General features: G+C 58.3%; 15 protein-coding genes. All 15 read right to left on the minus strand.

The features are described from left to right. Position 1 precedes the first annotated feature (1 nt). Positions 2–1,204, minus strand: coding sequence for a sensor histidine kinase (locus tag ACYZT3_RS20425; RefSeq protein WP_282377609.1), 1,203 nt, complete (start codon positions 1,202–1,204; stop codon positions 2–4). Between the two features lie 128 nt (positions 1,205–1,332). Then, positions 1,333–2,808, minus strand: coding sequence for a sigma-54 dependent transcriptional regulator (locus ACYZT3_RS20430; RefSeq protein WP_282377480.1), 1,476 nt, complete (start codon positions 2,806–2,808; stop codon positions 1,333–1,335). A 174-nt stretch (positions 2,809–2,982) separates the two neighbouring features. Further along, on the minus strand, positions 2,983–3,279 hold the full coding sequence (locus ACYZT3_RS20435; protein ID WP_282377479.1) for a flagellar protein FliT: 297 nt from the start codon (positions 3,277–3,279) through the stop codon (positions 2,983–2,985). A 10-nt stretch (positions 3,280–3,289) separates the two neighbouring features. Then, the gene (gene fliS / locus ACYZT3_RS20440) at positions 3,290–3,685 is read right to left on the minus strand and encodes a flagellar export chaperone FliS (RefSeq protein ID WP_282377478.1); all 396 of its coding nucleotides are present in this window, start codon (positions 3,683–3,685) and stop codon (positions 3,290–3,292) included. A gap of 129 nt (positions 3,686–3,814) precedes the next feature. Continuing rightward, positions 3,815–5,254, minus strand: a complete 1,440-nt coding sequence (fliD, locus tag ACYZT3_RS20445) for a flagellar filament capping protein FliD (RefSeq protein WP_282377476.1) — start codon at positions 5,252–5,254, stop codon at positions 3,815–3,817. Positions 5,255–5,336: 82 nt separating this feature from the next. Then, positions 5,337–5,702 (minus strand): flagellar protein FlaG, encoded by a 366-nt coding sequence (locus ACYZT3_RS20450; RefSeq protein WP_282377475.1) that lies wholly within the window; start codon positions 5,700–5,702, stop codon positions 5,337–5,339. A gap of 72 nt (positions 5,703–5,774) precedes the next feature. After that, a complete protein-coding gene (locus ACYZT3_RS20455) occupies positions 5,775–6,620 on the minus strand; it encodes a flagellin domain-containing protein (RefSeq protein ID WP_282377474.1) in 846 nt (281 codons plus the stop codon). Between the two features lie 253 nt (positions 6,621–6,873). Next, positions 6,874–7,140, minus strand: coding sequence for a hypothetical protein (locus tag ACYZT3_RS20460; protein ID WP_462030577.1), 267 nt, complete (start codon positions 7,138–7,140; stop codon positions 6,874–6,876). Beyond that, entirely contained in the window at positions 7,137–8,429 is a 1,293-nt protein-coding gene (locus ACYZT3_RS20465; protein WP_282377472.1) for a motility associated factor glycosyltransferase family protein, read from the minus strand. The genes ACYZT3_RS20460 and ACYZT3_RS20465 overlap by 4 nt, the downstream gene beginning before the upstream one ends. An 83-nt stretch (positions 8,430–8,512) precedes the next feature. Further along, entirely contained in the window at positions 8,513–9,439 is a 927-nt protein-coding gene (locus ACYZT3_RS20470) for a ketoacyl-ACP synthase III (protein WP_282377471.1), read from the minus strand. A 229-nt stretch (positions 9,440–9,668) separates the two neighbouring features. After that, entirely contained in the window at positions 9,669–10,721 is a 1,053-nt protein-coding gene (gene pseI / locus ACYZT3_RS20475; protein ID WP_282377470.1) for a pseudaminic acid synthase, read from the minus strand. Then, positions 10,714–12,219 (minus strand): UDP-2,4-diacetamido-2,4,6-trideoxy-beta-L-altropyranose hydrolase, encoded by a 1,506-nt coding sequence (pseG, locus tag ACYZT3_RS20480; RefSeq protein ID WP_462030578.1) that lies wholly within the window; start codon positions 12,217–12,219, stop codon positions 10,714–10,716. Before pseG ends, pseI begins: the two co-directional genes overlap by 8 nt. Beyond that, complete coding sequence (pseF, locus tag ACYZT3_RS20485) at positions 12,216–12,911, minus strand: pseudaminic acid cytidylyltransferase (RefSeq protein ID WP_282377468.1); 696 nt, start codon at positions 12,909–12,911, stop codon at positions 12,216–12,218. Before pseF ends, pseG begins: the two co-directional genes overlap by 4 nt. A gap of 6 nt (positions 12,912–12,917) precedes the next feature. After that, positions 12,918–14,081 (minus strand): UDP-4-amino-4,6-dideoxy-N-acetyl-beta-L-altrosamine transaminase, encoded by a 1,164-nt coding sequence (gene pseC, locus ACYZT3_RS20490; protein WP_282377467.1) that lies wholly within the window; start codon positions 14,079–14,081, stop codon positions 12,918–12,920. Then, positions 14,078–15,079 carry a UDP-N-acetylglucosamine 4,6-dehydratase (inverting) gene (gene pseB / locus ACYZT3_RS20495; protein ID WP_282377466.1) on the minus strand — a complete coding sequence of 334 codons (1,002 nt, stop codon included), beginning with the start codon at positions 15,077–15,079 and terminating at the stop codon, positions 14,078–14,080. Before pseB ends, pseC begins: the two co-directional genes overlap by 4 nt. Positions 15,080–15,089 lie beyond the last annotated feature (10 nt).

Below are 15,089 nucleotides of genomic sequence, written 5' to 3' on the forward strand. Positions count from 1 at the left end.
TTCACTCCGCGCCCTGAGCGCTGGGCTTTTCACCACAAAAAAGCGGCAGGATCACCTGCGCACACGTGCCGCGACCCAGCCGCGAGCGCAGCTGCAATTTTCCCTGATGAGCACGGGCCACAGCCTTGACCACGGTCAGGCCGAGGCCGGTTCCGGTGGTTTTAGTGGTAAAGAAGGGTTCACCCAGGCGCGCCAGTACTTTCGTATCGATGCCGCTACCGCTGTCGCTGACCGATACACGCAGGTTGTTTTCACGGGTGTAGAGATGGACTTTCAAACGGACGTCGCCGGCACTGGCCTGGATGGCGTTCTCGATCAGATTCAGGATAGCCCCGACCAGCGTGTCGCGATTGCACAGCAACTCGCCGGAATGACTGTCGCATTGCCAGCGAATCGGCAGGTCCTGCACATGGGTCAGTGCGGCCGCCTGCAGCGACTGCATCAGCACCTTGGGTGTGACGCGATCGGTCAGCGGCAGCTCACCACGAGCAAACACCAGCATGTCGCGAACCTGATGCTCCAGCTCATGCAGACGCTCTTTCAGGCGGCCGGCAAAACGTTGCTGGGTCTCGACCGGCAACGCCTGCTCGGTCAAATGACTGGCGTAGAGCAAGGCGGCGGACAACGGTGTACGAATCTGATGAGCCAGCGAGGCGACCATTCGGCCGAGGGACGAGAGTCGCTCGTGGCGGGCCAACTGATCTTGCAGATGACGGGTTTCAGTCAGGTCGTTGAGCAACACCAACTGGCCGGGCTCGGCATCCAGCGAGCGAGTGGAGATCGACAAGCGCCGACCGTCCTTGAGAGAAATTTCATGACCGTCGTCTTCACGGGGCGCAAAGCAGCGGGCAATGACATGACGCCACAGCTCGCCTTCGAGGGGCAGGCCGAGCAGTTCGCAGGCAGCGGGATTGGCTTCGCGCACGATGCCTTGAGCGTCGATGACAATGACGCCGCCGGGCAACAGATCAAGGAGGTTTTGCAACCGGTTGGCCAGGCGTTCTTTTTCCGCCAGTTCTTGCATGCGCTGAGCGCTGACCACCGCCAGCTCACCCTTGAGCTCGGTGACCCGGGCCTCAAGCATGCTGTAAGAGTCGGTCAATTGGCTCGACATTTGGTTGAACAGCGCAAACGCCTGCTCAAGGCCAAGCCGGCTTGCCTGCTCTACAAACGGTTGCCCCGAAGCGTCAGGGACAGGAGACATCTGGGCGGCTTGGGGCATTGTGCTCTCTCGCTTGGCTGACCGTCAGTTAAACGGAACGTTGCGAGGGACGTAGCAATACCCGTGCCTAAAAAAAACCACCTATAAATGAGGGACTTGAAAAACAGGCGTCAATCATCTGCCTGTTCATCACCGTCACGACGGCTCATGCCGTACTTGCGCATCTTCTCCACCAGCGTGGTGCGACGAATACGCAGCCGCTCTGCCGCGCGCGCAACGATGCCATTGGCATCATCCAGCGCTTGCTGAATCAACCCTTGCTCCAGACCACCGAGGTAGTCCTTCAGGTCCAGGCCTTCCGGCGGCAGCAGGGCGCCGGCAGAGAAATCCGGGGTATGACCGTTGATGGCCACCCGCTCTTCGAGATCGCTGCGCAGGCTGTCGACCAACTGCTCGTCTTCATCGTCGACGTAACGGAATTTCTTCGGCAATTCGACCACGCCGATCACTCCGTACGGATGCATGATCGCCATGCGCTCCACCAGGTTGGCGAGTTCGCGAACGTTGCCCGGCCAACCGTGACGGCACAGCGACATGATCGCCGCGGAATTGAAACGGATCGAACCACGCTTCTCGTGCTCCATGCGCGAGATCAACTCGTTCATCAGCAGAGGAATGTCTTCGACACGTTCGCGCAGCGGCGCCATCTCGATCGGGAACACGTTCAGGCGGTAGTACAGGTCTTCGCGGAAGGTGCCGATCTCGATCATGCTTTCGAGATTCTTGTGGGTCGCAGCGATGATGCGAACGTCGACGCTCTGGGTCTTGTTGCTGCCCACCCGCTCGAAGGTGCGCTCCTGCAACACACGCAGCAACTTGACCTGCATCGGCAACGGCATGTCGCCGATTTCGTCGAGGAACAGCGTGCCGCCGTTGGCCAGCTCGAAACGTCCGGCACGGCTGGTGATGGCACCGGTGAACGCACCCTTTTCGTGACCGAACAGTTCGCTTTCCAGCAACTCGGCCGGGATCGCCCCGCAGTTGACCGGAACGAACGGCGCGTCACGACGCTTGGAGTGATAGTGCAGGTTGCGCGCGACCACTTCCTTGCCGGTCCCGGACTCGCCGAGGATCAGCACGCTGGCGTCGGTGTCGGCGACTTGTTGCATCATCTGACGGACGTGCTGAATCGCCCGGCTGGTGCCGACAAGACTGCGAAAAAGATTGGGTTCGCGATGACGACCGCGCTCGCGGGCCTGGTCGTACATCTCACGATAGACCTGGGCACGGTGCAGGGAGTCGAGCAACTTGCTGTAGCTGAGTGGCATTTCGAGGGTCGAAAGCACTCGGCGACGCTGGTCTTCTGGCAAGTCAACGGAAGAATTATCGCCCATTAACAAAACCGGAAGGAACTCATCCCAGGTAGAGAGTGTCTTTAACAAGCCCGTAAGTGCGCCAGGAGCATTGACTGTCCCGATGAGGACACAGATCACTTCACGACTTGACGACAATGAGCCTATAGCCTGCTGCCAGTCATGGCTACCGCAAGGTAAATTTTCTTCGCCAAGAAAATTTAATATCACCGCCAAGTCGCGGCGACGGACGCTATCGTCATCAATCAGCAGAATTTTGGTTTCACGCCACATGCAATTGCAACTTCCCTAGTCAACTCAATGCCCGAAATGAGGGGGCAAGCTAGACGCTTGCAGACACGTTGATGCCTGTAGACGCCTGAAATGTTCAACCAGCCACTAGTTAAGTCAAAAAACCGTGCACAGTCAAATTTATGGCGCACTATGTTTGGATTAACCGGGGATTAATTAACCAAACAGATGGTAAACCTTTGCCGCGTTTTGTGCTTGGTGGATCTGCGACATCTCATCGACTATCGCTTGCCTCTCCCCTGTCGCCGCCTCCAGAAGCTGTTTATACACCCCCAGCAACTCCTCAAGGTTATCGCGCAACGCGGCCTCGTCCCCCGAAGCTTCACTCAAGACATCTTCCATGCAGGAACGGCAAGCCAGGTCCAATTCACCAATGGCTTCCCAGTTACGCTCAGCCAAAGCACCGACCAGGCCATCACGGGCTTGTTCGATTCGCTGCAATACAAGACTCATGGTGATCTCCTTAAAACTGCGGACCTGGCGCGGCGATAGCATCCCAGCCGTCTTTGACGGTGCGAAGCAGATCGGCGACTTCGTCGAGAATCTTTGGATCGGTTTTGACGTTGGCTTCTGTCAGACGCTTCATCATGTAGGTGTACAGCTTGTCCAGCTCACCCACAGACTCAATAGAGTTTTCCAGGTCCAGGCCCTCACGCAAGCCGCCGATGATCCCGATCGCCTTGCCGATGAAAATGCCTTTGTTGGGGATATCCTTGCGCCCCATGGCACCCTTGGCCTGAGCGATGCGATCCAGACCACCCTCCATGAGCATTTGCACCAGGCGATGGGGGCTGGCTTCGGAAGTCTGGGCCTGAGCGCCAATCTTCTGGTACTGCCGAAGGGCTAACATCGGGTTCATGTTCTACCTCATTTAAACTTTGTGATTCGTATAGCCAGTGTATCGACACGGCGTCAAAAATCTTTAGATCGAAACAAAAAAAGCCCGACAAGCGGAATCCGCTGCCGGGCTTTTGGCGCTTACGCGCTACTAGGCGTTTTTCTGTGCGTTCATTGCCTCGAACATCGAGGTAATGTTGCTGGCAGTAGCCTTTAGCTTACCGATCAGGGTGTCCATGGCGATGTACTTCTTGGTCAGCACGTCGGTCAGCGTCGCGATCCGACGATCCAGTGCCGCCTGCTGGCTGGCCAGGTTGGTTTTGACCTTCGCCAGGCTGGTCGAACGCGCATCAAGGATGCCTTCGCTGCCAGTGACGGTATAAGGCGTAATCACCGTATTCATTCGTTCCAGCAGCCCCTTGGCCGCATCACCGGTCGCCGTTGGATCACCCAGGAACAGCTTCTGAACCTCACCACCCAGCTTCTGCGTATCCATAGCTGCAGAGAACTTGGTGCTGGCAAAATCGAGCGCACCGGTTTTCTGGTTGGTGGTAATACCCAACTGTGAAAGTACGGTCAGCTTGTCGCCTGCACCAATACTGGCCAACGGTTCACGGATCGACGCCAGGATGCCCCGAGCCAGCGAGTCACCGGTCAATGCCGCGGCAATGGTTGGCTTGCCATCTTTATCCAGGGAGGGCTTGGTCAGCGTATTGACGCTGCTGACAACCTGGTTGTAAGCATCGACAAAAGCCTGGATCGATTTTTTCAAACCGTCACTGTTCGGCCCGACCGTCACAGTGGATGTTGCCCCACCACCCGCCACCAGATTCAGTGTCAGGCCGGAAATGGCGCCATCCACGGTGTTGGATTTGCTGGTGATCGCCAGTCCGTCAACCGTGAAGCTGGCGTCCACAGCGAGCTCACCGATCGCACCGGCCGAGGCCGCCGTAGGCGTGGCACCCATTTTCTGGCCCGCAGTGATTTCCAGGCCGGCAATACCACTGAGAGTGATATCGGAACCTGCACCAGTAGCAGTGGACCCCATCACCAAACGAGAGCCGAAGGAGTCAGTGACAATGTTGGCACTGAAGCCATTGGCGCCTTGCTGGGTGTTGATCGCATCCCGTACCGATTGCAGGGTGGCGCCGGCGGGAATGTCGACAGGACGGGAAATGCCATTTTGAGTGATATTGAGCGTACCACTCGGAATGGCACTGCTAGGGCCGCCGGCAAACGCGGCAGTCGCCACTTTCGACGAGGTCGCGAGATTGTTGACCTTGATGACATAAGTGCCGTTGACCGCCGAGTTGCTGGCGACAGAAGTCAGCACTTTGGGATCGGAACTCGTGGCGTTGTAACCCAGGAACTGCGGGGTCTTCGTATCACCGAGGTTTTTGATCGCGGTCTGGAAATTCGCGAGGACACTCTTGAGGGTCCCGATACCGGAAATGTGCGAGGTATTGCTGGTCGTCTGTCGATTGATCTGACTCTGCTTGGCCGATTTGTCAGCATCAACCAAGACTTTGACGATAGCAGTGGTGTCAATGCCGGAACCTAACCCCAGACCCGGTTGAATTGGACTTGCCATGTGGAACTCCCTTCAGTGTATCGCCGGCCTTTTGACCATTAAAACGCCCAAAAGAACATAGCAACAAAATTCGTGCCAGCAGTCAGGCCTTAGCGCTGAACAACAGACTGCTTGCATCATTCAAACTATTGGCCAGCTTGAGCACTTCTTCGTTGGGGATTTGGCGAACCACTTCACCCGAGTCGCTGGCAATCACTCTGACAATTACTTTGCCTGAAGGCTCATCAATCGTGAACTCCAGATTGCGCTTGACCGATTGAACGAACTTTTCAATTTCCTGAACGGCCATCTTCAGTTTGTCCTTCTCGGTTACCGCGTCTTTTGACTCATCCTTGACCGTTGCCACTGTGGCAGCATCGGCTCGAGGCTTTTCCGCCGGCTTGTCAGCAACAGTCGTCGCTGGCTTCGCAGCTGGATAAGACAAGTTCAGCTTCACGCTCATATCCATGTCCATCACCTCTTAAACTAAAAAAGCGAGAGAGCGCGCGTGCGCACTCCCCCGCCAAAACTCATCCGGCTATTACTGAAGCAGTTTCAGTACAGCGGATGGCAGTTGGTTGGCCTGAGCCAGAACTGCGGTGGAGGCTTGTTGCAGAGTTTGTTGCTTGGTCAGCTGTGCAGTTTCAGAAGCGAAGTCGGTATCTTGTACGCGGCTCAGTGCAGCACTGGCGTTTTCGTTGATGTTCTGCAGGTTGGAGATGGTGGTGGAGAAACGGTTTTGAGCAGCACCGAGGTCAGCACGAGTGGAGTTAATGTTCGCCAGTGCAACGTCGATGGCCGAGATAGCCGACAGTACTGCTGAGTGGTTGGCTGCGTTGGAAGTACCGGAGATGGTAGTACCGGTCATGCCCAGGGCGCTGGCGTCGAAGCTCGTCGACAGAGTCAGGGTGATCTGGTTGTCGGAAGTAGTACCCGCACCTACCTGGAATTCCATCGCGCCAGCAGTACCGTCGATCAGTGCCTTGCCGTTCAGGTTGGTGGACTGAGCAATACGGGTCAGTTCAGCGATCGACTGTTTGTATTCTTTGTCCAGAGCGGTACGGTCAGCAGTGCCGTTGGAGTCGTTTCGCGATTGCAGTGCGATTTCACGCATACGCTGCAGAATGTTGGTCGATTCTTGCAGAGCGCCTTCAGCGGTCTGAGCGATCGAAACACCGTCGTTGGCGTTTTTGATAGCGATGGTCTGACCACGGATCTGCGAGGTCATACGGGTAGCGATTTGCAGGCCGGCGGCGTCGTCTTTGGCGCTGTTGATTTTCAGGCCGGAAGACAGGCGAGTCATCGAAGTCGAAAGCGCATCAGAGGCCTTGTTCAGGTTTTTCTGAACATTCAGCGACGTAGTGTTGGTATTTACTGTCAAAGCCATGACGAATTCCTCGTTGGTTGGGTACTGCGGCTTCCGGCCCTGGCAACCGCCGGGTATGGCCTAGAGAACCTTCGTAATAGTTATCGTCGCGAACGCAGGTTGCTTTAGGGGATTTTGAAAAAAATTTGCCATCACACTGCCACCCTCAATGAAACAAGGGCCTGGCGGCAATCCAACCCAAAAAAGTGACGTCAGGGAAATGCCGGTAACGGGACAGCGAGGACTCGCCTGTACCGGCAATTGTCAAAAAGCCTTAACCGGCAGCGGCCACTTCCAGCAACTGTGGCAACTCATGATCGAGATAATCAGCCAGCGCCAACCAATCCTGCGCCTCCTGACAGGCAAGCATGTCGGTGAGCAACGCCGTCCAGCGGGATTGGACCTCGACATTCTCACGCCCCATCGCGGATTGCACATCACTGCAGATCTGGACCATCAGCAGCGCAGCTTCGACATCTCGTCCCAGACGGAACAAAACGGAACACTGCCGCGCCTCGGCAACCAGGGAGGATTCAGTCATCGCGTGAGCTCCGGGTGAAACGTTGTGCCGACAATCATCGCCCCTGCCCAACTGCTGTTATAGAAAGCCACCCGAGGATGCCCGGCGATGTACCGCTCCAGCTCGCACAGGTAACTGCGGAAATTGAGCTGCGTCTTGACTCGCTGACCGTGGCCATCGAGGACCCAGTGCCGGGCAGCGCCCACTTGCGGTCCAAGATCACCGTCATTCCAGCCGGCGTGGGTCTTGTTGTTCGGGAAAGCAAAGTCGGCACCGAACAGAGTGATCTGGCTGCCCCCCATGTGTACCGCCAGGTCCACCGCCGGGTGAATCACACTGCCACCGACAAAGAGTTGGGCCTTGGGTAATTGCTGGCGCATGTCCTTATAGACAGGACTGGCGGAATAGGCCACATAACGCTTGCCCTGCCAGCCCCCCAAAACCGCTGGATCGACCATAGGCATGTAGACCAGCGTGATATCGCTCGTGGCGTCGGACGGCAAATGTCGCGTCGAGATGCGCTGATCAATCGTGACCACCACATCCGGTTTGATCCCATGCTCGACAAGCGGTCGGTAGGCTGTATCAACGCAAATGAACAGCGGCCGCCGCGCCTGTTCGCGTACCGTACGCAGCGTGTCGAAGTGCTGTTCCAGGCTCGGCCCGGTGGCAATGACAAACACTTCCCTGCCGGAACAGGTGGCAAACAGCTCGGCAACATCGGCATCGGCGCTAACGCGCTCTACACACGCCTGCAAACGCTCGGCAATTTCCGGATTGTCGGCATCGAATTCGCGATTGTTGAAGGTCAGGTGGGTTTCGCTGATCAGCCGGTCGCGGATTTTGGCGTTGAAGTCGTCCGCCAGCACCAGCTCCGAAGGCAGCGCGAAGTACGGCAACTGGATCTCCGACAGATCGCCGGCGTACAGCAGCACCACTCGCGAGTCGCCGAGCCACGGCTGTTGATCGAGCAGTTGCAGCACCAGGGCAAACACCGCACCGTTCAGAATGTGCACGCACAACCGTTCAAGCCCGGCACGCTCCAGCAATTGCAGCTGCAAATCACCCAGCCCGGTGCCATAGACATGCACCACCGGACTGTCGACGGGCAGGCTGTCGGCCTGAAGCAACGCTTCGCGAGTGCGGTCATGGCGACTGGTCAACTGAATGCCATTGATGCTCAACGTCGAGCCCAGGCCTTCCACCAGATCAGCTTGCAAGACGGCGCTGCTCTCCACCGTCAGTCGATGCCAGACCTTGGGCCAGCGCCGCTGTATCAACTCGCCGTTGCGCTCAAAGAACTCGCTCATTAAGCCTCGCTTTTCATTCAGGCAAAAAAATAGCGCTCAAGGTTACACCTTGAACGCTTTTTTTGTGCCTGGCTTTTGAAAGATCAAGGGCGATAGATAATCGCCGAGCCCCACGACAAACCAACGCCGAAACCGCTCAACGCCACGCGCTTCCAGGTGGAGTCCAGCACATGTTTTTCCAGCAGCAGCGGGATGCTCGACGACACCGTGTTGCCGGTCTCGACCATGTCCTTGATGAACTTCTCCGGCTCGCCTTCGAAGCGTCGCGCCACGGCATCGACAATCGCTGCACTGCCCTGATGGATGCAAAAGGCATCGATATCGTCAGCGGTCAATTGCGAATCGGCCAGCAACTCGTGCAAATGCGCCGGGACTTTAAGCAGCGCAAAATTGAACACCTGACGGCCGTTCATGAAGAACACCCCGTCGGTAACCTTCAGGTGCGGCGCACCGGAACCGTCGGTGCCGAACTTGGCCTTGCCCAATTGCCATGGCGCGTTTTCACCCATCCAGGTCGCGGTGGCGGCATCACCAAACAGCATGGTGGTGTTGCGATCTTCCGGGTCGACGATCTTGGAGTAAGGATCAGCGGTGATCAGCAGGCCATTCTTCAAGCCTGCGGCTTCCATGAAACCCTTGATGGCGTAGATGCCGTAGACGTAGCCGGAGCAGCCCAGGGAAATATCGAACGCGGCCACGGTAGTCGGCAGGCCCAGTTTGTCCTGAACGATAGCTGCGGTGTGCGGCAGGCCTTCTTCGTCGCCGTTCTGGGTGACAACGATCAGCACGTCGATGTCTTCACGTTTCAAGTCGGGATTTTTGGCGAACAGCGCATTGGCTGCTTCGACGCACAGGTCCGAGGTTTCCTGCCCGGCGTCTTTACGCGGCAGGAAGGCCGAACCGATCTTGCCCAGGATGAACTCTTCATCCTTTTCGAATTTTGCACCTTGTGCGTAATTGTCCACGCCGGCTACAGGAACGTAGCTCGCAATGCTTTTTATGCCAATCATTACGGCTTCCCAATAATAAACAGCCCAATACCACCGCTCGTAATGATTCGAGGGGCGCCGACAAACAGATAAAAACGTCGCCTCCACTGAGGCGACGGCGGGAAGAATAAAAGGCTATCACTGGGCCAAAAACAGGCCAGGCGCCACCTTCCCGATTAATACAATACAGTGAAGATGCGCGTAATGACTCGCAGGTCACGCTATTTTGCCGAATCAGCGCCACAAGGGGTTATTCGACCAACGACCAGTCCAGCGGCGTTCCGCGCGGGATGGCCTGACGCGCACGGCGGCCCAGAAGCGTTTCCGTGTGTTTTGGAGCCAACCCCAGACCCGGACGAATGGCTCGCAGATTATCGACAGTAAAGGGTTCGCCGGCAGCCATGTCCTGAGTCACGTAGAGCGAGCGGCGGTACACCAGCGACTTGCGCTCGGCGTCCGTCACACCGTAATGCACACGGCCCATGGCCTGCCATGCGCGTTCGGTTTCTATCACCAGGCTGGCGAGCTCCGCCGGTTCCAGCGAAAAACTGGCGTCCACACCACCGGCGGAACGGTCGAGGGTGAAGTGCTTTTCCACCACCGTCGCCCCCTGGGCCACCGCGGCCACAGACACACCGACACCCATGGAGTGGTCAGACAGCCCGACTTCACAGCCAAACAATTCGCGCAAATGAGGAATCGTCCGCACGTTGCTGTTGGCGGGCGTCGCCGGGTAAGTGCTGGTGCACTTGAGCAACACCAGATCCTTGCAACCGGCCTCGCGGGCGGCACGGACGGTTTCGTCGAGTTCAGCGATGCTGGCCATGCCGGTAGAAATGATCAATGGCTTGCCGGTCGCAGCGACCCGACGAATTAACGGCAGGTCGGTATTCTCGAAGCTGGCGATCTTGTAGGCCGGCACGTCGAGACTTTCGAGGAAGTCCACTGCGGTGTCATCAAACGGCGTGGAAAACGCGAGCATGCCCAGCTCTTTGGCCCGGGCGAAAATCGGCGCGTGCCATTCCCATGGTGTGTGGGCCTTCTCGTACAACGCGTACAGCGAAGAACCGGCCCAGAGGCTGTCAGGGTCCTTGATGAAGAACTCACCTTCGGACAGGTCCAGGGTCATGGTCTCGGCGGTGTAGGTCTGGAGCTTCAAGGCATGGGCACCGGCCTTGGCCGCCGCGTCGACGATCTGCAGCGCCACCTCCAGAGACTGGTTATGGTTGCCACTCATCTCGGCAATGATGAATGGCGGTGCATCGGCACCGATGGAGCGATTGCCGATCTTGAAGCTAGTCATTGCGGTGTTCCTTCAATATGCGCGTGAACGCGCAAGCAGGCTGGGTGAATCCTGCCTCGCGAAACAGCTTCAGCGACGACTGATTCGCCGGCAACACTTGAGCGGTGATGACATTCAGTTGCGGCCAGTGGGCGGTCAAAAAAGCTTCGCCCCGCGCCAGCAAGGCCCTGCCCCACCCCAGACCGAGGCGGCCTTCAAGCAGGTAAATCGATACTTCGACTTCAAGTCCGTCCAGGTCATAACGCAGTACCCCGACCGGGCCATCGTTCGCCTCGGCAATCAACAGTAAACGCCCCGGGTTGCTCAGGCTCGCGGCAAGCCAGTCTTGATGCCGTTGCCAATCGATGACCTGCGTGTCCAGCGACCAGCGCCGCACCGACTCGGCATTGCGCCCCTCGAACAGCAGCTGCGCGTCGTCCAGAGACGCCTTGCGAACCTGCAGTACCGCACCGGCGAGCGCTGCCGCAACCCGCTGCGCACCCCGCCCATCGACCAACTGACGCGAGTGTTCGGCCAGACTTTGGCGTAACCCCTGATTGCCCGCGAGAAAAGCGATGGCCTGACGCAACTGATCGACGCTGACGTTCTCGCGGGGGCCCAGATACACGTGGGAACCTGAGGTCGCCATTATTTCGGCGTTGGCCTGCTGATTATTCGAGACCGCGATACAGATCGTCGGCAACCCCATGGCCGCCCGCTCCCAACTGGTGCCTCCGCCGGCACCGACAAACAGGTCGGCCCCGGTCATCAGTCGGTAAAAGTCACTGACAAAACTGTGCAAGCGCCAGTTCGGACGACTCGCCGCCAAGGCCTGCATTTGTGCCCAGGCCGGGTTGTCGGCACCGGCGACAAAATCGACTTCGAGCTCATGCAAATCCGCCATTGCCAGCATCGCGTGATGGGTTTGCATCGCCGCATCGAAGCCACCGAAATTCACCAGCACCCGCCTGGCCTGGGGCTTGACCGGAATCGCCAGGCAGCAGAATTCATCGCGCAACAGGGCAAAATGTGGACCGAGCAAGGTCTGGCAACCGGGCGCCAGCAGCGAAGCATAGGCTTGTGGCGTACCCGATAAATTCTGGTTGAGCAGCAAATCGACGCTGTAGGTTCGAGTGGCGAGGTCGTCCACAGCGGCAATCCTTGGCGCCCAACGGCGGGCCGCGGTCTGCCAATGATGGTCGAGGCCGTAGTGGTCGACGATGACCCAATCGAACCCCGGATGATTATTCAGCGCCTGCCCAAGCGCGGCGATGTCCGCCTGCCAAGGCAGCAAGGACTCGATCGCCTGCTGCGGGTCTTCATCAGGGTAACGAGCCGCCAGGGCGAAGACTTCAAAGCCCTCGGCTTGCAGTGCATCCAGTCGATGGCCCGGCAACAGGCGGCAAGCGAAGGCCACCTGCGCACCTTGCTTGCGCAAGACTCTGGCCAGGGTCAAACAGCGAGCAATGTGACCGCAGCCAATGGTCGGCGACGCATCGGCGCGGATCAGCACTCTCATTGCAGCTCTCCGCCAGCTTTCAATGCGGCATAGAGGTATTCGGCACGCTTCCAGTCTTCAAGGGTGTCGATGTCCTGCACCAGATGCCGCGGCAGAATCACCGGCAGGCTCGCCGGAGAAAACAGCACATCGCCGCGCAACCAGGCCTCTCTGCGCCCCCAATAGAACTGGCCGGCATCCTGATAGGCTTCAGGTAAATCCTGGGAACGGGTGTTGCGAAACTCCGGATAGAGCGAGGTCAAGGCACCCTGCTCGTCGAGGGTCAAGGCACGTTGCACCGGGAAGCCGAAACCGGCCACGGAAAAAGCGAAGGACTTGTCCGGATGCTGCACCAGTAATTCATGCCCCTGACGCAGATAGCGTGCCTGCAACAGTGGCGCGGTAGCGTAGATGCAGCAGACGTAGTCGAAGATCGGCAATTGGCTCAAGGCATGCACGATCACCGCAGCTGTGCCGGTGAAATCATCAGCCAGTTCGACAGGCCGCACGAACGGCACCAGTGCGCCATGAGTCCGGGCGACGTCGGCAATTTCTTCGTCATCCGTACTGACGACGACTTGATCAAATAACCCGCAATCAAGCGCCGTACGGATCGAACGGACGATCATCGGTACACCGTCGAACGGTTTGAGGTTCTTGCGCGGGATTCGCTTGCTGCCACCGCGGGCCGGAATGATTGCAACGCAGTTCAAGTGTCACTACTCCTCAAGAACCAACCGACGCAGTTGCTCAACCACGAAGTCCTGTTGTTCATCGCTCAGCAAAGGAAACATCGGCAAGCTGATGGCTTCGGCGTAATAACGCTCGGCCTGCGGGAAGTCTCCTTCGGCAAACCCCAGATCACGATAGTACGGCTGCAAATGCAGCGGAATATAGTGCAGGTTCACCCCGATCCCGACCGCCCGCAACCCTTCGAACACCTGCCGATGGCTGAGGTTGATCCGGTCTGTGTGCAACCGCACCACGTACAGATGCCATGCCGACTCGGCGCCTGGTTGCGCGCTGGGCAAGGTCAACGGCAAGTACGCCAACAATCGGTCATAACGCGCCGCCAGCTCACGACGACGCTCGATGAAGTCATCGAGCTTATTCAGCTGTGACAGACCGAGAGCCGCTTGCAGATCAGTGATCCGGTAGTTGAAGCCCAGTTCCACTTGCTGGTAGTACCAGGGACCGTGACTGGATTCGGTCATCTGCTGTGGATCGCGGGTCATGCCGTGGCTGCGCAAACGCTGCAAGCGCTCGGCCAGTTCAGGGCGGTTGGTCAACACCATGCCACCCTCGGCGCTGGTGATGATTTTCACCGGGTGAAAACTGAACACCGTCATCGCCGCGAATTCGCCGCAACCCACGGGACGCCCGGCATAGGAGGCACCGACCGCGTGGGACGCGTCCTCGATCACCGTAACGCCGTAACGTTCGGCCAGTCCGGCGATCATGCGCATGTCGCAGCTCTGCCCGGAAAACGCCACGGCCACCAGCACTTTCGGCAGCGTGCCATCGCGCTCCGCGGCCTCAAGCTTCGACGCCAGTGCGTAGGCATCGAGATTCCACGTCAGCGGATCGATGTCGACAAAATCCACCTCGGCGCCGCAATAGCGACCACAGTTGGCCGAGGCCAGGAACGTGTTCGGCGTGGTCCACAGCCGATCGCCCGGTTCGAGTCCGGCAGCGAGGCAGGCAATGTGCAACGCCGCCGTGGCATTGCACACCGCCACCGCAAAATCAGCCTGGCAACGTTGCGCCAATGCCAGTTCGAAGCGTTCGATGGTCGGCCCTTGAGTGAGCCAGTCCGACTGCAACACGGCGACCACCGCATCGATGTCTGCCTGATCGAGACTCTGCCGACCGTAGGGAATCATGCCGACAGCTTCGCGTGCAGATCAGCAATCTGGCCGACCGACAGGTAGTGCGGATTGGTGTCGGAACGGTACTCGAAGTCTTCACTGACCGGCCTGCCCTGCTCCCCCAGTTTGTCGACGGCAAAATCCACGTCGATGCTGGTGAAACGAATCGAGGGCTGAATGGTGTAGTGATCGGCGAACTCCAGGGTCATCCGCGCGTCGTCCAGCGGCACCATCAACTCATGGAGTTTTTCTCCCGGACGAATGCCGACGTTCCTGTGCGGCAAATGTTCAGCCATGCCCTGTGCCAGATCGACGATACGAATCGACGGGATCTTCGGCACAAACACTTCACCACCGTGCATGCGGGCGAAGCTGTCGAGCACAAACTGCACACCGTGATCGAGGGTGATCCAGAAACGCGTCATGCGCTCATCGGTGATCGGCAGCTCCGTGGCGCCCTCGGCAATCAGCTTGCTGAAAAACGGCACCACCGACCCCCGCGAGCCGGCGACGTTGCCGTAACGGACAACCGAAAACCGGGTGTTCTGGTCACCGGCAATGTTGTTCGCGGCGACGAACAATTTGTCCGACAGCAGCTTGGTCGCGCCGTACAGGTTGATCGGGCTGGCGGCCTTGTCGGTGGACAGCGCGACAACTTTTTTCACGCCGTTGTCGATGGCCGCGGCGATGATGTTTTCCGCGCCGTTGACGTTGGTGCGGATGCATTCGGTCGGGTTGTACTCCGCCGCCGGCACTTGTTTCAGTGCCGCAGCATGCACCACGTAATCGATACCGCGCATGGCCTGACGTAAACGCTCAGCGTCGCGCACATCACCGAGGAAATAACGCATGCACGGCGCGTTGAACGTCTGCTGCATCTCGTACTGTTTGAGCTCATCGCGCGAAAACACCACCACCCGCTTCGGCTGATATTGCTCCAGCAACCGGCGGATGAAATTGCGCCCGAACGAGCCGGTGCCGCCAGAGATGAAAATCGATTTACCGTTGAACATGCCTTGAGTC

This window comes from Pseudomonas sp. MDT1-16 (assembly GCF_054898115.1).